Origin of the sequence: Oceanobacillus aidingensis (genome assembly GCF_042654105.1) — a bacterium.
Classification (GTDB): Bacteria; Bacillota; Bacilli; order Bacillales; family Amphibacillaceae; genus Oceanobacillus; species Oceanobacillus oncorhynchi.
The window spans coordinates 1-22,894 of sequence record NZ_JBHSFT010000047.1; the positions used below are offsets into that span (position 1 = coordinate 1).

Annotated in this window: 26 protein-coding genes; 24 read left to right on the forward strand and 2 right to left on the reverse strand. The window is 39.1% G+C overall.

Annotated elements, in window-relative coordinates; translation table 11 throughout:
* Positions 1-138: 138 nt before the first annotated feature.
* Positions 139-861 (reverse strand): 3-ketoacyl-ACP reductase, encoded by a 723-nt coding sequence (locus ACFO3P_RS17755; RefSeq protein ID WP_289585168.1) that lies wholly within the window; start codon positions 859-861, stop codon positions 139-141.
* Positions 862-1,026: 165 nt separating this feature from the next.
* Between ACFO3P_RS17755 and ACFO3P_RS17760 the strand changes: the two genes are divergently transcribed.
* The 10 genes from ACFO3P_RS17760 (at position 1,027) to ACFO3P_RS17805 (ending at position 9,346) form a co-directional block, all read left to right on the forward strand.
* A complete protein-coding gene (locus ACFO3P_RS17760; protein WP_193062195.1) occupies positions 1,027-2,205 on the forward strand; it encodes a D-alanyl-D-alanine carboxypeptidase family protein in 1,179 nt (392 codons plus the stop codon).
* Positions 2,206-2,399: 194 nt separating this feature from the next.
* Positions 2,400-2,753, forward strand: coding sequence for an anti-sigma F factor antagonist (gene spoIIAA / locus ACFO3P_RS17765; protein ID WP_042534242.1), 354 nt, complete (start codon positions 2,400-2,402; stop codon positions 2,751-2,753).
* Positions 2,750-3,190 carry an anti-sigma F factor gene (gene spoIIAB / locus ACFO3P_RS17770; protein ID WP_042534241.1) on the forward strand — a complete coding sequence of 147 codons (441 nt, stop codon included), beginning with the start codon at positions 2,750-2,752 and terminating at the stop codon, positions 3,188-3,190. The genes spoIIAA and spoIIAB overlap by 4 nt, the downstream gene beginning before the upstream one ends.
* A 10-nt stretch (positions 3,191-3,200) precedes the next feature.
* Positions 3,201-3,953 carry an RNA polymerase sporulation sigma factor SigF gene (gene sigF, locus ACFO3P_RS17775; protein WP_042534240.1) on the forward strand — a complete coding sequence of 251 codons (753 nt, stop codon included), beginning with the start codon at positions 3,201-3,203 and terminating at the stop codon, positions 3,951-3,953.
* Between the two features lie 224 nt (positions 3,954-4,177).
* A complete protein-coding gene (locus ACFO3P_RS17780) occupies positions 4,178-4,795 on the forward strand; it encodes a stage V sporulation protein AA (protein WP_193062194.1) in 618 nt (205 codons plus the stop codon).
* Positions 4,773-5,201, forward strand: a complete 429-nt coding sequence (locus ACFO3P_RS17785) for a stage V sporulation protein AB (protein ID WP_042534236.1) — start codon at positions 4,773-4,775, stop codon at positions 5,199-5,201. Before ACFO3P_RS17780 ends, ACFO3P_RS17785 begins: the two co-directional genes overlap by 23 nt.
* 121 nt (positions 5,202-5,322) lie before the next feature.
* Positions 5,323-6,795 carry a spore germination protein gene (locus tag ACFO3P_RS17790; protein WP_042534234.1) on the forward strand — a complete coding sequence of 491 codons (1,473 nt, stop codon included), beginning with the start codon at positions 5,323-5,325 and terminating at the stop codon, positions 6,793-6,795.
* A 219-nt stretch (positions 6,796-7,014) separates the two neighbouring features.
* On the forward strand, positions 7,015-8,340 hold the full coding sequence (lysA, locus tag ACFO3P_RS17795) for a diaminopimelate decarboxylase (RefSeq protein ID WP_042534232.1): 1,326 nt from the start codon (positions 7,015-7,017) through the stop codon (positions 8,338-8,340).
* Between the two features lie 54 nt (positions 8,341-8,394).
* Positions 8,395-8,826, forward strand: a complete 432-nt coding sequence (locus tag ACFO3P_RS17800) for a peptidylprolyl isomerase (protein WP_042534229.1) — start codon at positions 8,395-8,397, stop codon at positions 8,824-8,826.
* A gap of 151 nt (positions 8,827-8,977) precedes the next feature.
* Complete coding sequence (locus tag ACFO3P_RS17805; RefSeq protein WP_042534228.1) at positions 8,978-9,346, forward strand: GNAT family N-acetyltransferase; 369 nt, start codon at positions 8,978-8,980, stop codon at positions 9,344-9,346.
* Positions 9,347-9,394: 48 nt separating this feature from the next.
* Here ACFO3P_RS17805 and ACFO3P_RS17810 read toward each other — a convergent pair whose 3' ends face one another.
* The gene (locus tag ACFO3P_RS17810; protein ID WP_040981479.1) at positions 9,395-9,487 is read right to left on the reverse strand and encodes a YjcZ family sporulation protein; all 93 of its coding nucleotides are present in this window, start codon (positions 9,485-9,487) and stop codon (positions 9,395-9,397) included.
* A gap of 167 nt (positions 9,488-9,654) precedes the next feature.
* Between ACFO3P_RS17810 and ACFO3P_RS17815 the strand changes: the two genes are divergently transcribed.
* The 14 genes from ACFO3P_RS17815 (at position 9,655) to ACFO3P_RS17880 (ending at position 22,878) form a co-directional block, all read left to right on the forward strand.
* A complete protein-coding gene (locus ACFO3P_RS17815) occupies positions 9,655-10,410 on the forward strand; it encodes a segregation/condensation protein A (protein ID WP_226894687.1) in 756 nt (251 codons plus the stop codon).
* Positions 10,401-10,976, forward strand: coding sequence for an SMC-Scp complex subunit ScpB (scpB, locus tag ACFO3P_RS17820; protein ID WP_193062193.1), 576 nt, complete (start codon positions 10,401-10,403; stop codon positions 10,974-10,976). The genes ACFO3P_RS17815 and scpB overlap by 10 nt, the downstream gene beginning before the upstream one ends.
* 170 nt (positions 10,977-11,146) lie before the next feature.
* Complete coding sequence (locus ACFO3P_RS17825) at positions 11,147-12,172, forward strand: D-alanyl-D-alanine carboxypeptidase family protein (protein ID WP_042534222.1); 1,026 nt, start codon at positions 11,147-11,149, stop codon at positions 12,170-12,172.
* On the forward strand, positions 12,165-12,755 hold the full coding sequence (locus ACFO3P_RS17830) for a nucleoside recognition domain-containing protein (protein WP_042534221.1): 591 nt from the start codon (positions 12,165-12,167) through the stop codon (positions 12,753-12,755). Before ACFO3P_RS17825 ends, ACFO3P_RS17830 begins: the two co-directional genes overlap by 8 nt.
* Positions 12,755-13,285, forward strand: coding sequence for a spore maturation protein (locus ACFO3P_RS17835; RefSeq protein ID WP_042534219.1), 531 nt, complete (start codon positions 12,755-12,757; stop codon positions 13,283-13,285). The genes ACFO3P_RS17830 and ACFO3P_RS17835 overlap by 1 nt, the downstream gene beginning before the upstream one ends.
* A gap of 254 nt (positions 13,286-13,539) precedes the next feature.
* Positions 13,540-14,274, forward strand: a complete 735-nt coding sequence (locus ACFO3P_RS17840) for a pseudouridine synthase (RefSeq protein WP_042534217.1) — start codon at positions 13,540-13,542, stop codon at positions 14,272-14,274.
* A gap of 66 nt (positions 14,275-14,340) precedes the next feature.
* Entirely contained in the window at positions 14,341-14,919 is a 579-nt protein-coding gene (gene resA / locus ACFO3P_RS17845; protein WP_042534215.1) for a thiol-disulfide oxidoreductase ResA, read from the forward strand.
* A gap of 25 nt (positions 14,920-14,944) precedes the next feature.
* A complete protein-coding gene (gene resB / locus ACFO3P_RS17850) occupies positions 14,945-16,588 on the forward strand; it encodes a cytochrome c biogenesis protein ResB (RefSeq protein WP_042534213.1) in 1,644 nt (547 codons plus the stop codon).
* Between the two features lie 36 nt (positions 16,589-16,624).
* Positions 16,625-17,815, forward strand: a complete 1,191-nt coding sequence (ccsB, locus tag ACFO3P_RS17855; RefSeq protein ID WP_042534211.1) for a c-type cytochrome biogenesis protein CcsB — start codon at positions 16,625-16,627, stop codon at positions 17,813-17,815.
* Between the two features lie 196 nt (positions 17,816-18,011).
* Positions 18,012-18,728 (forward strand): response regulator transcription factor, encoded by a 717-nt coding sequence (locus ACFO3P_RS17860; RefSeq protein WP_042534207.1) that lies wholly within the window; start codon positions 18,012-18,014, stop codon positions 18,726-18,728.
* Positions 18,728-20,482 (forward strand): ATP-binding protein, encoded by a 1,755-nt coding sequence (locus ACFO3P_RS17865; RefSeq protein WP_042534205.1) that lies wholly within the window; start codon positions 18,728-18,730, stop codon positions 20,480-20,482. The genes ACFO3P_RS17860 and ACFO3P_RS17865 overlap by 1 nt, the downstream gene beginning before the upstream one ends.
* Before the next feature lie 205 nt (positions 20,483-20,687).
* On the forward strand, positions 20,688-21,125 hold the full coding sequence (locus tag ACFO3P_RS17870) for a DUF4430 domain-containing protein (RefSeq protein WP_042534203.1): 438 nt from the start codon (positions 20,688-20,690) through the stop codon (positions 21,123-21,125).
* A 3-nt stretch (positions 21,126-21,128) separates the two neighbouring features.
* Positions 21,129-21,638, forward strand: a complete 510-nt coding sequence (locus tag ACFO3P_RS17875) for an ECF transporter S component (protein ID WP_042534201.1) — start codon at positions 21,129-21,131, stop codon at positions 21,636-21,638.
* A gap of 505 nt (positions 21,639-22,143) precedes the next feature.
* Positions 22,144-22,878 (forward strand): YkgJ family cysteine cluster protein, encoded by a 735-nt coding sequence (locus ACFO3P_RS17880; protein ID WP_042534197.1) that lies wholly within the window; start codon positions 22,144-22,146, stop codon positions 22,876-22,878.
* Positions 22,879-22,894: the final 16 nt, after the last annotated feature.

The window sequence follows — 22,894 nt, forward strand, 5'->3', positions numbered from 1 at the left end:
TCTTATGGAATTAAAAATTTTGAACGAATGAGAAAGAAAATTCTATGGCAACAAGAGGTCAAGCTTGTGCTGAAGCAAGCTTATAAATAAAGAGGTGGAGGAATGTTTTTCCACCACAACATTTGACATAGAACCTTTTTAAAATGGATTGGTCGCCCATTGTGCAGATTGCTTAATAAAAATACGCTGATTTAATTTTAATTGAGCTGTGATATATTCGGCGATATCTTCCGGCTGCATAAACTTATCTTCGTTCTTTTCTTCTAATTCATCGCCAAAAGCTAGCTCAGTTGCGACTAAGCTGGGGTTCATGGTAAATACACGGATGTTTTCTCTGCGTACCTCCTGCATCAATGCTTCTGACATGCCCTGAATAGCAAATTTAGATGCGCTGTAGGCAGTTGAGCCTGCGGTTGCTTTTAATCCATTGCTGGAAGAAATGTTGATAATGTCTCCTTTTTGCTTGCTGACAAGATGCGGCAGCACTTCCTTCAGCATATGATATGTTCCAAAAACATTCACTTCAAAAATATGCTTCCATACTTCCTCATCCATATCCTGAAAATTACCGTAATCGCTTATTGCTGCATTATTAATCAAAATATCTGCTTTGCCTAATTGCTGTTCTAGCGTCTGAACCGCAGATTTGACTTGGTCATGCTTCGAAATATCCGCACTGCAGGTGACAACAGAAATACCTTCATTTTCTAATCCCTTTTGGACATTCTCCAGCTTTTCCTGGTTTCTGGCAATTAAACCTAGATGAACGCCTTCTTTTGCTAATTGGCGCGCAGTCGCTTTGCCAATTCCGCTGCTTCCGCCAGTTATATAAGCAATTTTTCCCCTGATATCTTGACTCATTTCCAAAACTCCCTTCTTTATCCCAATTCTCATCCTAGTATAGATGAGAGTTTGCTGAACAACAAAAAAGATGCTCTCTCCTTCATTTGTTAATCAAAAATATAGTATGAAATAGCGTCAATATGGAAATCCTAACAGTATTATTGTAATTTGGAGGGAAGCAGTATGAAGAGACGAATCTTATGCATGATTGGATTACTTATTGGAACGATATTTTTTAACTATTCAACTGTTTTAGCGAATGAAGAGAACAAAGAAGAAACAAAGTTAGCTGAGGATGCGTTATCCAGTGTTTTAATCGAACAAAACACAGGCACTGTATTATTTGATAAAGATGCGCATGAACAATTACCGCCAGCCAGTATGACTAAAATAATGACCTTGCTTCTTATTATGGAAGCTTTAGAAAAAGAGGAAATCTCCAAAGAAGACATTGTTGTCGTCAGTGAATATGCTGCTTCAATGGGAGGGTCACAGGTATTTTTGGAGGCAGGGGAAGAAATGTCAGTTGATGATCTGATAAAAGGAATCGCGATTGCTTCCGGAAATGATGCCAGTGTTGCCATGGCAGAGAAGATTGCTGGAACAGAAGAGGAATTTGTCCGGGCGATGAATAAAAAAGCGGAAGAACTTGCGTTAGAGAATACTCATTTTGCGAATACAACCGGGCTGCCGGCAGCCGATCATTATAGCAGCGCCTATGATATGGCAGTGATGACGAGAGAATTATTACACTTTGAAGATATCACAAATTATACATCCATTTACGAAGATTATTTACGACAGGGGGAGGAAAATGAGTTTTGGCTGGTAAATACAAATAAGCTGATTCGTTCATACCCGGGGGCAGATGGCATGAAGACGGGTTATACAAATGAAGCAAAGTATTGTCTTACAGCTACAGCCAAACGCGATGATATGCGGGTTATCGCTGTAGTTATGGGAGCAGAAACGCCTAAAGAACGTAACAAAATGATATCCGGATTAATGGATTATGGATTCCAAAGCTACCAAACAGAACAGCTTTTTGCCAAAGAAGAAACTGTGATGGAGCTGAACAAAATAAAAGCAGACCCGCATCATTTTGATATTGTTACTGAACAGAGTGTGCATACCCTGCAGAAAAAAGGGCAGGAAGAAGCAGCTGTCACAACAGAAGTTTCCATTCAGGATAATTGGGAATTCCCAGTTAAAAAAGGCACCGTGGTTGGAGAGCTCACCGTCAAAGAAAATGATGAGCCTGTATTCGCTACCCCGCTTATTGTGAACGAGGATATCAGCGAAGCGTCTGTTTTAGAATTAGCAAAACGTACCATGCAAAAAATGGTGAAAGCAGCCGATTAACACGGATTTCCACTTCTTTTGTCGAGTAGCAGGAAATAGTCATTTGTTTAGAGAATACACTAACTAAGGACGTTCCGAAAGTCTGTAAAAAGAGCTTGAGAAAGAAATTTCCTGTTCTCTTTCCCGGACTTTCTGAACATGTATTTTAAGCAAAAACACAACTATTTCACAACAAAGAGGAGGAGCATTTGCACATGGGATTACAAACAACATTTGAAGTAAGAGGCGATGTGCTGATTGTACGTATGGAAGGTGAGCTGGATCATCATGAGGCAGAAGGATTGAGAGATACGTGGAAGGATTGGATTTATATGCATTCCATTAAACATATCATCTTGAATCTAAACGGAGTTAGTTTCATGGACAGTTCTGGGCTGGGGGTTGTTTTAGGACGTTATAAAGAAATTGTTCAATTGGGAGGAGAGATGGTTCTTTGTTCTGTGTCTCCTTCACTGCATCGTCTATTTGATATGTCAGGCTTTTACAAAATTATACGTTTAGAAGAAAATGAAGAACGCGCACTTCAAGGCTTGGGGGTGACATCATGAGAAATGAAATGTCTTTTTCTTTTTCAAGTATCAGTGAAAATGAGGCTTTTGCCAGAGTTGCTGTCGCATCTTTTATCACACAGCTGGACCCGACAATGGAGGAATTAACAGAAATTAAAACCGTTGTTTCGGAAGCAGTGACAAATGCCATCATTCATGGCTATGGAAGCGAACCGCATCATAAGGTATATATTGACTGCGTTCTATACGATGGAGAAATAGAGCTGACCATCCGTGATGAGGGACAAGGTATTTTAAACATTGATGAAGCAAGGGAACCTTTATATACATCAAAGCCAGAAATGGAACGATCCGGCATGGGTTTTACGATTATTGAAAATTTCATGGATACCGTGGAAGTCATTTCTGCTCCTGAAAAAGGGACTTCCGTTTATATGAAAAAGCAATTATCCAAATCAAAAACGGTATATAATTAAGGTCTCTGTCGTGAATATTCATAAAACGGAGGAAAGAGAGCAGCTTTCCAATGAGCAGGTAAAGAAAATGATCCGGTTAAGCCAATCCGGTGATAACGAAGCAAGAGAAGAGCTGATCCGCCGAAATGTCCGGCTTGTCTGGTCTGTTGTGCAGCGATTTGTTAATCGGGGATATGATCCAGATGACTTATTTCAAATTGGGAGCATTGGGCTGATCAAAGCAGTGGATAAATTTGATTTATCCTATAATGTTAAATTTTCTACCTATGCCGTTCCCATGATTATTGGAGAGATACAACGTTTTATTCGTGATGATGGCAGTGTGAAGGTCAGCCGATCTCTGAAGGAGATGGGGAATAAAATCCGCCGCAAACGGGAAGAAATGTCGAAAGATTTAGGTCGTTCTCCATCTGTAAATGAGCTGGCAGAAGCTTTAGAGCTGGAACCAGAAGAAATTGTACATGCACAAGAGGCGGCAAAATCACCCCAATCCATTCATGAAACGGTCTATGAAAGTGATGGAGATTCCATTACTTTATTAGACCAAATCGCGGAGCAGGACTCCAGATGGTTTGAGAAATTATCCATTCAGGAAGCCGTACGATCGCTTACTGAACGGGAAAGGTTAATTATTTACCTACGATATTATAAAGACCAGACACAGACCGAAGTGGCTGAAAGGCTCGGAATTTCTCAGGTACAGGTATCCAGACTGGAGAAAAAGATTTTAGAGGATATGAAAAAAAATATGGATGCAGGCTAAGAGGAAAGCTTATTTGTGTGACTCACACAGATAAGCTTTTTTTCGTTCAATTGTATTTATCGCAGTGTAACTAGCTGGGACTAGGACTGCGATTATTCCTCACATCGAAGAACTTTTGTAAGACTCCCGCTGAGTAAAGCCTTGTTTTACATTTAAGGCTTATATTTTGTTCTCTTTTAACAAATACTATTGGTTAAGGAAATGAAGATAAGGGTGAGTTAACCATGGCAGAGCTTGTATATATAAGAATGCGGAAAAAAATAGTCCTAGAAACATGGCAGGAGCTCAAACTAAAAGATATTGCTTATATATCCACACAGTCAAACAAAAAGGAATTATTGGAAGATACGTCGATTTACCGCCTATCCAAAAAAGATAAAAATATCTTGGTAATTGACAGCTTTTTGGTAATTGATCACCTTACAAAGGAATATTCCGATATTGAATTTCAGCTGCTCGGACCGGAACAAACGCTGATACAAATTGAACCGCGTAAAAAAGCAACCCATCCTTTGGTTCTTACATTTGTCTGGCTGCTGCTGTTTGTCGGATCGGCAATGACTATTATGAACTTTCATTATGATGTAAGCATGCAGCCCGTCCAGCAAAAACTGCATTTGCTCCTGACTGGCACCGAAAATGAGTATCCTTTATGGATTCAGATTCCTTATTCATTAGGTCTCGGCGTAGGAACCATTCTTTTTTTTAATCACTGGTTTAAAAAAAGATTTAATGAAGAGCCAAGTCCGCTGGAAGTAGAAATTTTTAATTATCAGCAGGATTTACAGCAGTATATCAATACAATGGAAAATGAACTGAATGATCCAAGAAATTCTTCTTAATATCCTGCAAATTTTTATTGGCTTCAGCAGCGGGGTTGCAGTGGGTGCGGGTTTTGTTGCTTTTATTACGGTATTGGGGATTATTCCGAGACTGATTCAATTAAGCAAGACAGAGAAATACATCAAAGTTTATGGAGCGGCAGTTATTATTGGGTTATTAATCGGGACTTATTTCTCTTTTGCTCCTATTTCCACATCACAATCTGTGTTTGCATTGATGCTATGGGGATTATTTCATGGCATTTTTAACGGAATGCTTGCTGCAGCATTAACAGAAGTATTAAATGTTTTCCCGATTCTCTCACGGAGGATAGGTATGGACGGCTATGTGATTTTATTTATGATGGCCCTGATGCTGGGTAAAGTATTTGGTTCGCTGTTTCAGTGGGTTTATTTTGTCCGGTAAAATACAGCAGGTTTTTTATCCAAAATTATTAATTCTTGATAATTTAAGCTTCCAAACAAGAAGCTGAGACGCAAAACAGTTTTGCTTTTCCAATATAAGCTGACAAACAGAAGGTGATTACATGCAGACAGATAAAGAAAAAAAGAGCCCAATCTCTCCTCATATTGATGATATCTATGCGTATATGAAAAAGAGGGTAGGCTTAGAAAAATCGTATGATTTGGGCTACAGGGAGACAGTCGTGCTGAATCAGCGTATCCAGATGTACTATGTAAATGGTCTTACGGATACCTCCGTTGTACAACAGATTTTAAGAGTAATGGTTGAAATCAATGATAATGAATCAGAAAGTGACAAGATTGGAAAAATCATTGAAAACCGGCTGGTCCATCAGCAGGTAGAACATGTTCAAACAATGGATGAAGCAGTTGATGAAGTACTCAGCGGTCTGATAGCTGTATTTATTGATGGAAAAGAATATGCACAAATTATTGATGTGCGTAATTATCCCGGAAGAACTCCAGAAGAACCGGATACAGAGAAAGTCATTCGTGGATCAAGAGATGGGTATACAGAAAATATTGTAGAAAACACAGCGCTCACCAGAAGACGCTTGCGGGATGAAAGTTTGCGGAATGAAATGATGAAGGTTGGCGAACGTTCGAAAACAGATGTTTGTATCACCTACATTGAAGATATAGCTAATCCGAATTTAGTAAAGCACTTAAAAAATCTGATTGGAAAAATTCAGGTCGATGGTATGTCGATGTCTGATAAATCATTAGAAGAATTTTTACTGGTTAAAAAATGGAATATATATCCGCTGGTTCGATATACAGAGAGACCAGATGTAGCGACAAGTCATTTATTAGAAGGTCACGTCATTATATTTGTCGATACTTCTCCCAGTGCCATTATTATTCCAACAACTTTTTTTCATCACTTGCAGCATGCGGAAGAATATCGGCAAGTGCCGACAATCGGTACATGTATTCGTTTTATTCGCTTTCTTGCTGTGCTGGCTGCATTATTTCTTTTGCCGACCTGGCTTCTGTTTGCGGTTGAACCGTCTTTGCTGCCGGATAAATTAAGTTTTATCGGGCCCAATGATGAAGGGAACATTCCAATAACCGTTCAGATTATTATTGCAACGATAGGGATTGAATTCTTAAGAATGGCAGCGATACACACCCCGACTCCTTTATCCACAGCGATGGGATTAATTGCAGCTGTTTTAATTGGGGAAATAGCGATTGAGGTCGGATTGTTTTCGCCAGAGGTTATTTTATACATTTCAACGGCTGCTATTGGAAATTATGTGACACCAAGTTACGAGTTAAGTGTTGCGAATAAGGTAGTTACAATTATTCTGGTCCTTGCGGTAGGATTATTCGGTTTTCCCGGCTATATGATTGGAATCACCCTTTATATATTTTTTATTGTTCAGATCAGATCGATGAGAACGCCGTATATGTGGCCTCTGCTTCCTTTTAACTTAAATGCAATGAAACAAATTATATTTCGGATGCCGGTTCCGAATAACAAACATCGCCCGAGTATTGTACATCCTCGTAATAACTATCGCCGTCCTTGAAACGATTATTCAAAAAGACAGGGGCATGATCGGTTTCCAGTTACTTGCCGCCTGTAAAATGGAGGGACTGCGAAAAGGAAATACAGCAATCCCTCAACCTTTGTTTATGACAGCTTATTGATTGTTTCATCTCCTTCTGGCTGAAGTATTGTTTTTTGCTTTCATTATTTACTGTCTTGTGATAAAGTATTTAATTATTTAAACAATGGGGGAAAAAGAATGATACTTGATGCACACCCCTTTACCGTCAATACAAAGGGACATTTAGAAATTGGTGGTGTGGACACCATCGAATTAGCAGAAAAATATGGAACACCTTTATATGTCTACGATGTAGAAATGATCCGAAAGCATGCCAGAGCTTTTGTACAAGCATTTCGTGATGCTGGAATTACCGGAAGGGTTGCTTATGCGAGCAAGGCCTTTTCAACTATTGCGATGCTACAGGTTGCCAAACAGGAAGGACTATGTCTAGACGTGATTTCTGAAGGTGAATTATATACAGCACTTCAAGCAGAGTTTCCTGCTGAAAGAATTCATATGCATGGAAATAATAAGAATGAAAAGGAAATCGCGATGGCTGTGGAGCATGACATCGGCTGTATCGTGATTGATAATTTTCATGATATTGCACTGTTGGACCAAGAGCTTATCAAACAGGAGAAAACGATGGATGTGTTATTCCGGGTAACCCCTGGTGTGGAATCAAAGACGCATAAATACATTATGACAGGGAATGAAGACTCTAAATTTGGGTTCGACCTGCAAAATGGACAGGCAGAAGCTGCTCTTAAGAAGGTGTTGGGACATCCGAGAATCCACCTGAAAGGCCTTCACTGTCATATTGGTTCACAAATATTTGAAACAAATGGTTTTCGAGCAGCAACGGCTATCCTTTTTGCTAAGCTGGAAGATTGGAAGCAGAAATACAAATTTGAAGCGGATGTGTTAAATTTAGGTGGAGGATTCGGCATTCGTTATACCGAAGATGACCAGCCGCTTCCGCTGGCGGAATATGTGAAAGATATGATTGACAGCGTGGAAGAAAATTGCGATAAATATAAGATGAAATTTCCAGAGATTTGGATTGAGCCCGGCCGCTCCATTGTAGGCGATGCAGGAATTACGTTATATACAATCGGATCTAACAAAAAAATTCCTGGTGTGAGAGAATATTATTCCATTGATGGCGGGATGACAGATAATATTCGCCCTGCACTATACCAATCAAAATATGATGCGGTGATTGCAAATCGTCCGGAAGCCAGTCCGGAAAAAGAAGTTTCTATTGCAGGGAAGTGCTGTGAATCTGGCGATATGCTGATTTGGGACCTTCCAGTGCCGCGTATTGAAGATAAGGATATCCTGGCTGTATTCTCGACAGGAGCGTATAATTACTCGATGGCAAGCCATTACAATCGTTTGACCAAACCTGCTGTTGTGTTTATTGAAGAAGGGCAGGATCACCTTGTCGTCAAGAGAGAAACATATCAAGATATTGTTAAAAATGATCTGTCTTATGATGGGATAAAGAGCTTTACTTGAACGGAATAAGTGGTAAAATAAAGTATAATTGTTTTTAGAAGGAGATTTGCTGAAATGAAAAAAGGTTATATCGAAATGGAAAATGGAAATAAAATTGAATTTGAATTGTATCCAAATGAAGCGCCGGGAACAGTAGCTAACTTTGAAAAATTAGCGAATGAAAAATTTTATGATGGATTGACTTTTCATCGCGTAATCCCCGGTTTTGTCAGCCAGGGCGGCTGTCCAGTCGGTAATGGTACAGGTTCTGCGGGATATACAATCAAATGTGAAACAGAAGGGAATCCGCATAAACACGAGGAAGGCTCTTTATCTATGGCGCATGCCGGAAAAGATACAGGAAGCTCTCAATTTTTCATTGTTCATGAGCCGCAGCCGCATTTAAATGGCGTTCACACAGTTTTTGGAAAAGTGACCTCCGGTGTTGAGCTAGCAAAAGCAATGTCTAACGGAGATGTAATGAAAGAGATTCGTGTCGAAGGATAACATTATATTTCTCGCTTCATCGTTATCGTTGTTTTTACTTAAATTTTAAAATGGTGCTTTTCATTATATTGGAAATGCGTTATACTTTCAGAGTAAATACTGATTAAAATTTAAAAGGATTACCATACAAGAAATTTAATGAGGGGTAATTATGTTAATTCGCTTTAAAAGAAACTTAGAAAAAATTGCTATGGGCTTATTATCATTTATGCCTGAGGAAAAAGATGTAAAAAAATTGCAAGAAACGATTCGTGAATATGAAGAAAATGAAGATTTGCATTTACATTTGTGGAAAGAAGGCGATGATGTCCTCGGAGCAATCGGCGTACAAATCGTGGATGACAATCAATTGGTTATTAACCACCTTACCGTGAATCCATCTCATCGGGATCATGGAATCGGTTCACGAATGATTGCTGAGATTCATCGTATTTATTCAAATAAATACGAGATTGTGCCCTCTGAAAGTGTAAAAGCCTTTTACGAGAAAGCAAAGGATGATGATAAAAGCCAACCCTGATACGGGTTGGCTTTTCATTCGTTGCAAAGTCTATTTATTTCAAGTATTTTAGTACCAAGCTGCTCCTACAATTACTAATAAAATAAATAGTACAACGATTAAAGCAAATCCACCTGCGTAACCACCAGAATAACCACTCATTTTATTTCCTCCTTTTTAGTTCAATCCATAAATGTTTTGTGCTAACATTTATATTACGTTATAACTTATGTAAGCTGAGCAAATAGTGTATGGGCTTTTGCAATTAAATTATTACTTTTTAAAGTAAATGATGCATTGTTTTGGTCAGCTTGAGAGGAATTACAGCGATGATTCAAGGATATGAAGTTAAATTAGAAAAATTTGAAGGACCATTAGATTTATTGCTTCATTTAATAAATCACTATGAAATCGATATTTATGACATTCCGGTTGCTCAGATTACACAACAGTATATGGATTATATTCATACGATGCAGCATTTGGAATTAAATATTGCCAGCGAATATCTGGTAATGGCTTCTACCTTGCTGGCGATCAAAAGCCAGATGCTTCTTCCCAAGCAGGAATTCGAAGAGGAAGAGATGGATGAAGCATATATGGAGGATCCCCGTGAAGAACTGATGCAGCGTTTAATTGAATATCGAAAATATAAAGAAGCTGCGGAAGCATTAAAAGAAAAAGAGGCGAAAGAGCAGCAGGTCTATACGCGCTCGCCAGTTGTTTTTGATTTTAAAGATGTTCTGCCTGAAAATGTGAATGCAGGGAATGCTTCTGTTTTTGATATGATTGGCGCTTTGAAAAAAATGATGCAGCGAAATCAATGGAAAGAGCCGCAAGATACCGTTATCGAACGAACGGAAATACCGATAGAAAAACGGATGGATGAAGTACTGCAGCAGGTTAAAAGCAGTAAAAATGGCATTACATTCTATGCTTTATTTCCTGTTCCTACGAAATCATATATCGTATCCACTTTTGTAGCTGTTTTGGAATTAATGAAAAAAAGAGAAGTATATGCAATGCAAGAAAATCATTTTGAAGAATTATATGTTTATAGCATGGAGGAGTCATCGTGGAATTAGATTATTTAAAAGGGGTTGCGGAAGGCCTGTTATTTGCCGGCGGTGATGAAGGAATAACCGTGAGCGAGCTGAGCAATGTCCTTGATGTTTCCTTAGATGAGGTTCGTCAAATTGTAGATGAGCTTCAAACAGATTATAAAGAACAGAATCGGGGGCTGATGATTCTCAATGCTAATGGGATGCTCAGCTTAACAACCAAACCGGTTCACAGTGAATATTTTAAGAAATGGGTTATTCAGCCCAAGCCAAGCAGGATGTCTCAGGCTGCGTTAGAAACATTGGCAATCATTGCTTATCAGCAGCCGATCACACGGACAGAAATCGATGAGATACGGGGTGTCCGCAGTGAAAGACCTTTGCAAACCTTAGTATCCCGGATGTTAGTAGAGGAATGTGGAAGAAAAGAAACAGTCGGCCGCCCGACTCTTTTTAGAACAACAAAGGAATTTCTCACCTTTTTTGGTTTGTCTACGCTTGAAGAGTTACCGGAATTAGAAACCTCCTTAGACTCTGAAGCGGATGCATCCGATGTTGATTTATTTTTCGACCAGTTTCCGAACGAGTAAATAACAAGACCTTACAGATAAGTGATTCCCGCTTATCTGTAAGGTTTTTTCGTCCCCAATATACATAATAGCTTGTTCCTCACATATAAATAAACAAGAAGCATGTTATGACTGGCTGGCAGACAAGGAGTTAGAAATAATGCAGTGTTTAATGAGGAGGAGCCAAGCTGATGCGTTTGTTTATATGGATAATTGTCATTATCATTAGTTTTTTATCATTCCCAATTCATGGACATGCTGCGGTAAATGTATCCGCACAGCATGCTATTTTAATTGAACAGTCCTCAGGCAGAGTTTTATTTGAAAAAAATGCAGAGGAACCAGCTTCAATAGCAAGCATTACTAAAATAATGACTGCAATTATTGCTGTGGAGTCTGGAAAAATGAATGAACAGGCGACGGTTTCCAGAAATGCCATTTATACAGAAGGCTCATCAATTTATCTAGAGCAGGGCGAAAAGATGAAGCTGACAGATTTAGTGTATGGACTGATGCTCCGTTCAGGTAATGACGCTGCTGTAGCAATTGCGGAGCATGTTGGCGGAAGTGAAGAAGGATTCGTCTATTTAATGAATGAAAAGGCTAAATGGCTGGGGATGGAGAATACACACTTTGATAATCCACATGGGTTAGATTCTGATACACATTATTCAAGCGCTCATGATATGGCGATTCTCATGCAATATGCAATGGAAAATCCAATTTTTCAAGAGATAAGCGGGGAAACCAGTTATTTATCGGAGAACAGGACGTACCACTGGCAAAATAAAAACAAGCTGCTGACCTATTTTTATGAATATTGTACTGGAGGGAAAACAGGGTACACCAAGCAGACAGGCCGGACGCTTATTACCACTGCGGAGAAGGATGGAATGGAGTTAATTGCAGTAACACTGGATGCTCCAAACGACTGGCAGGATCATATTTCGATGTTTGAATGGGGATTTGACCAGTTTGAAATGAAAGAAATCGATATGAACGGGGAAACGATAACAAATAGGGAGACAACAAAAGATACTGTCCAGGTACCGCTTTATAAAAATAGGCATGATGACTGGGCAAAGGATGTTTATCTCGAACAAAACCGGCCGGTGCTTCAGACAAGTAATGCGCATCACGTGCATCATGAGGAAGATTTGTTGAGTGAGGTAATGCATGTATTTCATTCGATAATAAGGTGGGATGCAAATGATTAATTGGATTTGGATCTGCATGGCTGCCATTGGAATTATTTATGCAATGTTTTCAGGCAATATGGAAGCGGTGAATGAAGCTATTTTTGAAAGTGCCGCACAGGCGGTTACGTTGGCTATAGGATTGATTAGTATCCTGGTATTTTGGCTGGGCATGATGCGCATTGCGGAAGAAGCGGGTATTTTACGGGGACTTGCCAAAATTTTTCGTCCGCTTATTTCGAAAATATTCCCGGAAATACCTAAGGATCATCCGGCGTTGGGCTATATTTTATCTAATTTAACTGCAAATATGTTTGGGCTGGGCAACGCTGCTACCCCTTTAGGAATTAAAGCAATGGAGGAAATGAAAAAACTAAATAAGCATTCAGAAACAGCATCTCGTTCAATGATAACTTTCCTTATTTTAAACACCACCGGACTGACACTAATCCCCACAACGGTTATCGGTATCAGGATGCAATACGAATCTGCTTCTCCTACTGAAATTGTCGGAGTGACGTTATTGGTTACCTGTATTGGTACCATTGCCGGACTGATTATTGATCGGTTTTTTTATTATAAGAGTACGTGGAGGAAATCATGATGGGGTTTATCAGTGTAATTAGTATTTGGATGATTCCTTGTTTTATTTTGTTCATTATGATCGCGGCAAGCATGAAGAGATTACCGGCATATGATTTGTTTGTGGAAGGAGGAAAGGAAGGCGTAAAAACAGCTGTTTCTTTACTCCCTTTTTTAGTAGGAATGATTACTGCTATTTCGATATTGCGCAGCTCCGGGGCGTTAGATGCGTTTGTAGATATATTATCTCCTCTGCTAGCCTTTATTGGTTTTCCAGCAGAAGTTTTACCCCTTGCACTCATCCGCCCAATCTCCGGAACTGCAGCGTTAGGGATGACAACTGAAATCATTGCCACCTACGGGCCGGATTCTTTTATCGGGACAATTGCTTCGGTTATGCAGGGAAGCACGGATACTACCTTATATGTACTTACCATCTATTTCGGTGCAATCGGTATTAAAAAAATTCGTTATGCACTGCAGGCAGGATTATTAGCTGATTTAATTGCTATACTTGCAGCTGTATTTCTTGTTACAATGATGTTTGGGTAAATAATCAGCTGAAGTGGAAATACCTTTTCCCTAAAATTATACTTTCCCAACAGATAAAATAAGGCTATGATGAAGATATGTGAAAAAATATCTTTATCATAGGCTTTCTTATTTTTGTGAAAACAGCAGATTATTAGGTATAACAAGTGAAAATAGTATAATATAAGAAAGCGATACATGGATTGGAGCTCGGATATCAGTTACAGTATGTTATCCATTTTGGGGAAAATAAAAGAAAAAGATAGGAGATTTATATGTCAAAGCATGAAGAAAGATTACAAAAGGTTATTGCTCAAAGCGGAGTGACATCCAGAAGAAAGGCTGAGCAATTGATTCTTGATGGAAAAGTAAAAGTAAATGATCAAATCGTTACAGAGATGGGGGTAAAGGTAACCTCCCAGGATAAAGTAGAGGTAGATGGGGTTCCGCTAGAAAAAGAGGAATTTGTATATTATTTGCTGTATAAGCCTAGAGGGGTCATCTCCAGCGTGAAAGATGATAAAAATAGAAAAGTAGTTACCGATTTTCTTCCGGAAGTCGAAGAACGCATTTTTCCGGTTGGCCGGCTGGACTATGATACATCAGGAATATTACTGTTAACGAATGATGGGGAATTCGCTAATCAGCTGATGCACCCAAGTAAAGAGATTAATAAAGTGTATGTAGCAAAAATCAAAGGTATTCCTCATAAAAAGGAATTGTTAAAATTACGGAAGGGTGTTGTATCTGATGGAGAGAAATTAAAAGCCGTCGATGTTCATATGCTTTCCAATGACAAAGAAAAGAAAACTTCCATTATTGAATTGACGCTGCATGAGGGCAAAAACAGACAGGTGCGAAGAATGCTGGAAGCGATTGACTTTCCAGTAATGAAACTGAAGCGTGAGCAATATAGCTTTTTGACACTGCACGGATTAAATGCCGGTGAATATAGAGCACTCACGCCGAAAGAAGTCAATCAGCTTCGGAATATGTCCACAAAATTGTAAGATAATATTCAAATTTAAACGCTTTAGTCAATGTTATAATGAGTTGGGAAAGGGGGACGGAAAACTATGAGCAGGGAAGAAAGAGATATTCAAAAACAAAAAAAGAAACGAAATCGCTTCATTTTTCGTTCTTCTATATTAGTTGTGTTGGTTGGCGCAGTCATATTTGCACTATTTTCAAATTCAAAGGACGAGGATGAGATATACCGTGCAGGCGACGCTGCTCCTGATTTTCAATTGACTCAAGTAAATGACGCAGTTGATGAAGATGTTACACAGCTCAGCGATTTCGAAGGCAAAGGGGTTATGCTAAACTTTTGGGCAACATGGTGCGGACCGTGTAAAGACGAAATGCCGTATATGCAGGAATTATATCCGAAATACAAGGAAAAAGGCGTTGAAATTGTAGCAGTCAGTCTAGATGGAACCGAATTAGTTATTGATAATTTTATTGAAGATTATGGGTTGACTTTCGCTATTCCGCATGATACAAATTCGGATGTCAGAGACTTGTATCGAATCAGGCCGATGCCGACAACCTTCTTCATTAATCCGGATGGTACGATAAATGAGGTTGTCCAAGGAGCTTTGACATTAGAAAGATTAGAGGGGCATTTAGACGCAATCACACCGGATGCATCATGATAATCCATGAGAATGGGGGCAGACAATGAATAAAATAAAATGTGAATGCGGCCACATGAATCCTGAAGGTACCGTATTATGTGAAGCGTGCGGAAAACCGGTAGAGGGAAATCAGCATATCGACGGAAATGATGATAAAAAACTGTTGAATATGCGATATGATGGCAGTGCCCGCCGTTCACAAACATATCAGAAATCAATCATTGATAAGATTTGGAGTTTTTTCTCTTCTGTAAAAGTAGGGGTATGGCTGATTGTTTTAGCGTTAATTGCCTCGATTATGGGTACGATTTATCCGCAGGAACAATTTATCCCGCAGGATGCTGTATCAAGAGACCCTGCCATTTTTTATGAAGAAACGTATGGTATTTTAGGGTTGATGTATTATCAGTTAGGATTCCATCATATGTACAGTTCTTGGTGGTTTATCACTTTAATCGCGTTAATAGGTATTTCGCTGGTCATAGCCAGCTTAGACCGTTTTGTTCCGCTATACCGGGCATTAAAACATCAGAAGCCTAAAAAACACAAGAAGTTTTTATCCAGACAGCGATTATACAGTGAATCAGCTAATGCAGCTGATGCGGATGTAGACAAGCTGGTAAAGAGTTTAAAGAATTCCAGATATAAAATAACAGAAAAAGATGGCCATATATTAGCTGAGAAAGGCCGGTTTTCAAGATGGGGTCCTTACGTAAATCATATTGGTTTAATTATTGTATTAATTGCAGCTATTTTGCGTACGACACCTATCATGTTCTCTGAAGATTATATGTGGCTTCGTGAAGGGGAGCAGAGAGTTATTCCCGGCACAGATAACCAGTATTACATAGAGAATAAAGACTTTATTGTGGAAACACACAATGGAGAAGGAGAAGACGGTTTTCAAGAGGGATCTGTTGATGATGAAATTGCAACGAATTTCCAGACCGATGTTGTTATTTATGAAGCAACGAATGCGGATATCGTTGGTGCTGAACCGGAGCTGGAGCCAATTCTTGATTACTCAATCCAAATGAATAATCCGGCAAAATTTGATGGATACACCTTATATCAACAAGGTTATCAGTTAAATGAATTTGAAAATATGACTTTTTATATTCATGAAGAAGATGATGAAACGCAAGAATCTCTAGGCTCTTTCACGATTGACTTAACTAATCCAGACCGGGTGTATGAATTAGACAGCGGTTTCCAGGTAGAGTTAACGAATTATTATCCAGATTATATTATGACGGAAGAAGGAACACCGGCTTCAGAAACAGACTATCCCAGAAATCCGGCATTTGTAGTGACTGTGTATCCTCCTGATTCAGAAGAAGGAGAGGTCAGCTTTCTTGGAATTGGCATGAATGTAGATGCTACAGGAGAGAACCAATACAAAGTAGCAATTGACGGTGTGGAATTCAGGGATGTCAGCGGTATTACAGTTAGTTCCGATCGGACGCTTCCTTTCTTTTTAATTGGTGCTATGATCTTTATGATTGGGGTTATTCAGGGAATGTACTGGCAGCACCGGCGTATTTGGATTAATAAACAAAAGGACAATACACTGCTTCTCGCAGCTCATACAAACAAAAACTGGTTCGGACTCAAACGTGATATTGAAAAAGCAGTAGAAGGTACGAATGTCACTATGGTGAAAGACCAGCAGGAGTTAGATGAGTAAAAATGAAATGGTTGAGAAAGGATTGGAGGTAAATGAATGGGTATATACAGTGTTAGCAGTACCGCCCTGCTTATTGCTTTTCTTTTATATTTGGTTGCCACCTTCTTTTTTGGAGGAGCAATTCGTCAAAATAAAAACGAGCGTCATCAGAAAACAAAAGCAGGGACTATCGGTTTAGTTATTACAATAATTGGTTTCGCTTCGCAGCTCGTATACTTTATAGCAAGATGGGTGATGACTGGTCATGCGCCGGTGAGTAACCTTTTTGAGTTTACAACCTTTTTAGGGATGTCGATGATTTTAGCATTTATTATTATTTACATCTACTATAAAACAGCGTTTTTAGGGGTATTTGCTTTACCTTTGGCTACGATTATTATTGCATATGCAAGTATGTTCTCGTCAGATGTGGCGCCATTGGTAGCGTCTTTACAAAGTTATTGGCTCCCAATTCATGTTTCGACAGTATCTTTGGCACAGGGCATTTTATTTATCAGCTTTGTTGCCGGATTAATGTATTTAATTCGGCAGATTGACCAAACCAGAGCAACACTGCGTAATACCATGCTGGAACTAGTTATTTATGGTATCTTTTTATTTGTTGGATTTATTGTCATGACAAGCATATTTAATGCTGTTTCGTATCAAGCAACCTTTGAAGTGGAAGGGAACGGACAGCAAACCGTTGCGGAATATCATCTTCCGCCTATTGCAGCCCCTCAGGACAGCACGTTATTATCGGAAAATGTTATGAGTCCGTGGTTTGAAGTGCCTGGCTGGATGCATGGTGATGATGCAGGCAGAAAATTTAATACGGTGATTTGGTCATTCTTTGGAGGAAGTATTATTTATGGAATTGCCTTTTTAATTTCCCGCAAACGAATCGGGAAAAGACTGCAGCCTCTTCTGAAAGGGGTCAAACCGGATATGCTGGATGAAATTATGTATCGTTCAGTGGCAATCGGTTTCCCTGTCTTTACTTTAGGCGGTTTGATATTCGCGGCGATTTGGGCCCAGATTGCCTGGGGAAGGTTCTGGGGCTGGGATCCAAAAGAAGTATGGGCATTAATTACCTGGCTTTTTTATGCAGCATTCCTGCATTTGCGGCTATCCAGAGGCTGGCATGGGGAAAAATCAGGCTGGCTTGCGGTTGTTGGTTTTGCCATTATTATGTTCAATCTGATTGTCGTAAACCTGGTCCTTGCCAGTCTGCACTCTTACGCATAATGTAAGTTGCAGAAGGATGCAGGAAGGGTGTGCGATAGAAAAGAGAATTGTTATCACAGAGCTGGTAGCAATTCTTTTTTCTATGGACATAAATTTAATAGGCGTCATAACAGAGAGGAATGCTCTTAATTCCTTAACTTTTCAAACGGGTTCGTTTATAATGCTAATTAGAGTTGATATGAGGAGTGAAATATAAATGAGTGAAGCACAGAAATTATTAGTGGTAGATGATGAAGAAAGAATTCGACGTTTAATAAAAATGTACTTAGAAAAAGAGGACTTTGAAATAGATGAAGCGGCAGATGGGAAGACTGCCTTGGAAATGGCTCTGCAAAATAATTACAGCGCTATTATTTTAGATATTATGATGCCGGAAATGGATGGCATCCAAGTATGTGAGGAGCTGAAAAAAGAAAAGGATACACCAGTTATTATGCTGACAGCTCGCGGAGAAGAATCGAATCGTGTGCAGGGATTTGAAGTAGGTGCAGATGATTATATTGTGAAGCCGTTCAGCCCGAGAGAAGCAGTATTACGGGTGAAAGCGATTCTGCGCAGAGTTTCTAACTTGAATTATCAGCAATCCGATACGACTGCCAAAAATCTATTAGTGTTTCCACACTTGACTATTGACCATGATGGACACCGGGTTACAGCAGATAATCAGGAAGTCAGCTTAACACCAAAGGAATATGAGCTGCTTTGTTTTCTGGCAAACTCTCCGGATAAAGTATTTAATCGGGAGCAATTATTAAAAGAAGTATGGCAATATGAGTTCTTCGGCGATCTTCGTACAGTCGATACACATGTGAAGCGTCTACGCGAAAAACTAAATTCTGTTTCTTCCGAAGCTGCGAAGATGATTGTGACAGTGTGGGGAATCGGCTATAAATTTGAGGTTGAACAAGACTGATGTTTTGGAAAAGCGTTGTCGGAAAATTATCATTAACGATTTTATTATTAGTATCCTTTGTGTTATGTGTATTGATGTTTTTTTTAATGCAGTTCTTTGAAAATTATCATATACAAGAAGCTGAAAATGATATGTCACAAATGTCTGAGAAAATTTCTTCGTTGGTAGATTCAGATTATGATACGGAATTTATTGAGGATGCAACAGAAATGCTGAGAGATCCTTCCAGCCGTGTTGTCATTTATTATGCTGATGAGGAACAGTGGATTTCGGGCACTGAGGATACGGATTTGGATTTTATTAATGAATCGTGGATAATAAACGATGCAGAAGCACAAAACTTGACCAGCCAGGTGGCATCACAGAGTTCACAAGGATTAGTCGTGGACGAAAATGAGGTTATTTCGGTAGGCTCTCCTCTAGAGGACGGCGGGGCAGTATTTGTATTTAAATCATTGGATATGATTAACGAAACAAGAGATCAGACAACCAAGCTGATTTTATTGAGCGGCGGAATTGCTATTCTCTTAACAACTTTTTTTGCCGTATTCTTATCATCCCGGGTTACAGCACCATTAATTAAAATGCGGGAGGCAGCTTATAATTTGACCCGCGGGGAGTTCAACACGAAAGTACCTGTGCTGACACGGGACGAGATCGGTGATCTAGCGATTGAATTTAACCGGATGGGAAGCCAGCTTAATTATCATATTCAAGCTTTGAGGCAGGAGAAAGAGCAATTATCAAGTATTGTAAGCTCCATGGCCGATGGTGTCTTTACATTGAACAGAGATGGTGAAATTGTTGTCATCAACCCGCCTGCGGAAGCGTATTTAGATAATTGGAATTATGAGCATAAACAGGGAGAACATAAAGAGAGACAGCTTCCGACAAAACTCAAGGATGCGCTTAATGAAGTGATAGCTGAAGAAAGAGCGGTTTTAAAGGAGTCTGTTCTACAAGGAAGGAACTATGTGATGCTCGTCACTCCTTTATATGATGAATCTCATGTCCGCGGCTGTGTTGCTGTTATCCGTGATATGACAGAAGAGCGCCGCCTTGATAAATTGCGCAAGGACTTTATCGCAAATGTGTCACATGAATTACGTACGCCTATTTCCATGCTTCAAGGGTATAGTGAAGCCATCGTTGATGATATTGCCGAAACAAAAGAAGACAAGAATGAGCTGGCTAAAATTATTTATGAGGAATCGCTCCGGATGGGCAGACTAGTTAATGAATTACTTGATTTAGCACGGATGGAAGCAGGGCAAATCCAGCTCCATGTTGATTCTGTTGCTGTTCAGGCCTTTGTAGAGCGTATTGTTCATAAATTTCAAGGTATCGCCCAGGATAACGAAGTGGAGCTCACCTTAACGTTAGATATGCATGAACAAATCGGGGAGATGGACGCGGATCGTATCGAACAAGTATTGACCAATTTAATTGATAATGCCATTCGTCATTCGGAAAAAGGCGGAAAGGTAGAAGTACATGCGCTTAGTAATTCCGATTTCCTTCATGTGGAGGTAGAAGACAACGGCAGCGGCATTCCGGAGGAGGATCTGCCATTTGTTTTTGAACGTTTTTATAAAGCGGATAAATCAAGAGTAAAGAAAGAGAAACAGGGAACTGGCCTGGGACTTTCTATTGCCAAAAATATTATTGAAGCCCACCAAGGGAAAATTCAAGTGAGAAGCAGACTGGATATTGGCACAACTTTTAGTTTTGAAATACCTATGAAACATTCCTAAAAAAGGAAAGATATGATAATATAACGGTATATTTAAATATCTATTGAGAGACGGGAAGGTCGCCTCAGTTGGCATGCCTTCTCTTTCTCCAGCTCTATATATTAAAATAAAGAAACGGCAGCGGACAGGGTACTGATATAGGTTCACAGCCGGTCAGACTTTCTTTACGAATAAGATGGAGCTGGCTATAGGGGGGAGATAAGAAATGAATAAGTGGCTGAAGTTTTTAAGTATTATGCTGTTATCCTTCGTTTTTCTTGCGGCATGTGGTAATGATGAGGGAGCTGAAGAAAATGAAAGCTCTAATACTTCGGTAAGCACCAATGAGTCAAGCGGAGAAGCTCAGGAACTTGCCGAAGATGAAGTACGTATAACGATAACGATTGATGAAGGAAACGAGAATGTATCAGAAGAGGTCGTACAAGTAGAAGAAGGAGATATTCTTTTGGATGTGATGAAGGATACTTTCTATGTAGAGGAAGACAGCGGCTTTATTACTTCTATTGAACGTGTATCAGATGATGCAGATGAAGGAAAATATTGGATGTATTTTGTAGATGGTGAAGCTGCAGAAGTCGGCGCTGGAGAATATGAATTGAATGGCGGCGAAGAAATTATCTTTGATTTACAATCGATGGAATAAGAAATGAACACATACAAGCTGACATTACTTGCACTCCTTGCAACACTGGCTGTTGTAGGCAGATATGCGTTTCAATTTATCCCTAATGTTCAGCCTGTTACCGCAATTATTATTTTAACAGGTATTTTCCTTGGACCAATGTCAGCTGTTATATTAGGAATATTAGTAGTATTTCTTTCTAATATGCTGCTTGGAATGGGAATCTGGACTGTCTGGCAAATTATTTCATGGTGTGTCATTGGCATAATCGCAGGTATCATGGGAATCACTTGGAAAAGAGTACCATTTATTTTTATAATTATTTTTTCTGTGGTCAGCGGTTATTTTTACGGATTTATTATTTCTTTAACCACGTATCAGGTAACAGGATATTTTTGGCCATATTATTTGGCAGGACTTCCTTTTGACACAGCACATGCAATTGGTAATGCAGTGTTTATCACTCTTTTATATCCATTGCTTCATGCATTATTTCAAAGATATGCCAAAAATAGATTTCGAATAAAGGATTAACCGGTAAACGATCGAAAAACTGCTAAACGGCAGCCTTTTCGGTCGTTTTATTGTTTATTTCTTTTCCTGTACCAGACAGATAGAACAATAATAAAGAAAATACATGTCGCTAAGCTGGCTATTGCGAAGAAAATGGAAGTTTGAAGTAAATTAGTGAAGGAGTAGAAAAAGCCCATTGCTATTAAAGCAATGAAAACATACGCTTTTTTCTTATCCTTTCCAGACACGCATTTTATCGAAGTGCAGCTGACTGCAAGGCTCCAATATCAAGAAAGAATGTAAGTGAAACTATCTGGCTGGGGAAAACATGGAAAGCGTATTGTTTTCGCCAACGGTGGCATTAATCTGACAAACTTAGTTAAAGTAGTCTCATTCAGCAGAGGTGAAAATCCGCTTGAAAGAAATATCATTTATCATCCTGCATATATAAACATCCATCCATTCGTGATATACTTTTCTATGAAATCAAATGAATTTTTATGATATAAAAACAGGAGTCAAACAAATGTCTATATTTTTAACCTATGAAGAAATTCTGCTCAAATGCGAGGAGATAAATGCAAAATATGAAATAAACCAGGAACGATTTGATGAAATCGTCGATGGCATCCTGGTTAAAGAAGATGTGTCAGCGGATGATAAAATTGCTCAAGCATTCGCTCAGCTGCTTCAGGCGGTAAGTGAAGAAATCAGTGATATGGAATCGACAGCTGATCTTATGCCAACATGTCAGATGGGCTGTGCTTTTTGCTGCTACTTTCCAATTATTACAAATAAGATGGAAGCTATGCTGATCAAAGATGCTATTTCTAAAATGCCTGCAGATCGAAAGCATTTTATTGAAAATCATCTTAGCGATTATTATCAAGTTTATGAAGAAAAAGTAGAGCAGCTAAGTGGCATCGATATCATTTCTGATCCAGATGCAAAATACAAATACAAAAAAGAGCAGCTCCCATGCCCATTTTTGAACTTGAAAACGAATGCTTGTATGGTCTATGAAGTACGCCCGCTGCCGTGCCGAACCTATGTGAATTATACGAATCCCAAAGTCTGTGCGGATAATATCATGCCTAAGGAAACCATCAGTTATGAATTTCTGTATCAGGAATATATGGGTGCAATGAATGAATTATTACAATACCTTTATGAAAATGACAGGATAGAGAAAATGGATTATCCTGGAGATTTGTATCAAGAGGGTTTATTAATCAATTGGATGAAAGAGTCTGTATTATAACTTTTTAAGAGAATGC

Excerpts from the sequence above, each read along its gene's own strand:
- ACFO3P_RS17755 (WP_289585168.1), bottom strand. The coding sequence starts at position 861 with ATGAGTCAAGATATCAGGGGAAAAATTGCTTATATAACTGGCGGAAGC.
- ACFO3P_RS17785 (WP_042534236.1), top strand. The coding sequence starts at position 4,773 with ATGATCCAAGAAATTCTTCTTAATATCCTGCAAATTTTTATTGGCTTC.
- lysA (WP_042534232.1), top strand. The coding sequence starts at position 7,015 with ATGATACTTGATGCACACCCCTTTACCGTCAATACAAAGGGACATTTA.
- ACFO3P_RS17880 (WP_042534197.1), top strand. The coding sequence starts at position 22,144 with ATGTCTATATTTTTAACCTATGAAGAAATTCTGCTCAAATGCGAGGAG.
- ACFO3P_RS17835 (WP_042534219.1), top strand. The coding sequence starts at position 12,755 with ATGGGGTTTATCAGTGTAATTAGTATTTGGATGATTCCTTGTTTTATT.
- spoIIAA (WP_042534242.1), top strand. The coding sequence starts at position 2,400 with ATGGGATTACAAACAACATTTGAAGTAAGAGGCGATGTGCTGATTGTA.
- ACFO3P_RS17800 (WP_042534229.1), top strand. The coding sequence starts at position 8,395 with ATGAAAAAAGGTTATATCGAAATGGAAAATGGAAATAAAATTGAATTT.
- ACFO3P_RS17760 (WP_193062195.1), top strand. The coding sequence starts at position 1,027 with ATGAAGAGACGAATCTTATGCATGATTGGATTACTTATTGGAACGATA.
- ACFO3P_RS17825 (WP_042534222.1), top strand. The coding sequence starts at position 11,147 with ATGCGTTTGTTTATATGGATAATTGTCATTATCATTAGTTTTTTATCA.
- ACFO3P_RS17790 (WP_042534234.1), top strand. The coding sequence starts at position 5,323 with ATGCAGACAGATAAAGAAAAAAAGAGCCCAATCTCTCCTCATATTGAT.
- ACFO3P_RS17815 (WP_226894687.1), top strand. The coding sequence starts at position 9,655 with ATGATTCAAGGATATGAAGTTAAATTAGAAAAATTTGAAGGACCATTA.
- spoIIAB (WP_042534241.1), top strand. The coding sequence starts at position 2,750 with ATGAGAAATGAAATGTCTTTTTCTTTTTCAAGTATCAGTGAAAATGAG.
- ACFO3P_RS17810 (WP_040981479.1), bottom strand. The coding sequence starts at position 9,487 with ATGAGTGGTTATTCTGGTGGTTACGCAGGTGGATTTGCTTTAATCGTT.
- ACFO3P_RS17805 (WP_042534228.1), top strand. The coding sequence starts at position 8,978 with ATGTTAATTCGCTTTAAAAGAAACTTAGAAAAAATTGCTATGGGCTTA.
- resA (WP_042534215.1), top strand. The coding sequence starts at position 14,341 with ATGAGCAGGGAAGAAAGAGATATTCAAAAACAAAAAAAGAAACGAAAT.
- ACFO3P_RS17840 (WP_042534217.1), top strand. The coding sequence starts at position 13,540 with ATGTCAAAGCATGAAGAAAGATTACAAAAGGTTATTGCTCAAAGCGGA.
- ccsB (WP_042534211.1), top strand. The coding sequence starts at position 16,625 with ATGGGTATATACAGTGTTAGCAGTACCGCCCTGCTTATTGCTTTTCTT.
- ACFO3P_RS17870 (WP_042534203.1), top strand. The coding sequence starts at position 20,688 with ATGAATAAGTGGCTGAAGTTTTTAAGTATTATGCTGTTATCCTTCGTT.
- ACFO3P_RS17830 (WP_042534221.1), top strand. The coding sequence starts at position 12,165 with ATGATTAATTGGATTTGGATCTGCATGGCTGCCATTGGAATTATTTAT.
- resB (WP_042534213.1), top strand. The coding sequence starts at position 14,945 with ATGAATAAAATAAAATGTGAATGCGGCCACATGAATCCTGAAGGTACC.
- ACFO3P_RS17860 (WP_042534207.1), top strand. The coding sequence starts at position 18,012 with ATGAGTGAAGCACAGAAATTATTAGTGGTAGATGATGAAGAAAGAATT.
- ACFO3P_RS17865 (WP_042534205.1), top strand. The coding sequence starts at position 18,728 with ATGTTTTGGAAAAGCGTTGTCGGAAAATTATCATTAACGATTTTATTA.
- ACFO3P_RS17780 (WP_193062194.1), top strand. The coding sequence starts at position 4,178 with ATGGCAGAGCTTGTATATATAAGAATGCGGAAAAAAATAGTCCTAGAA.
- ACFO3P_RS17875 (WP_042534201.1), top strand. The coding sequence starts at position 21,129 with ATGAACACATACAAGCTGACATTACTTGCACTCCTTGCAACACTGGCT.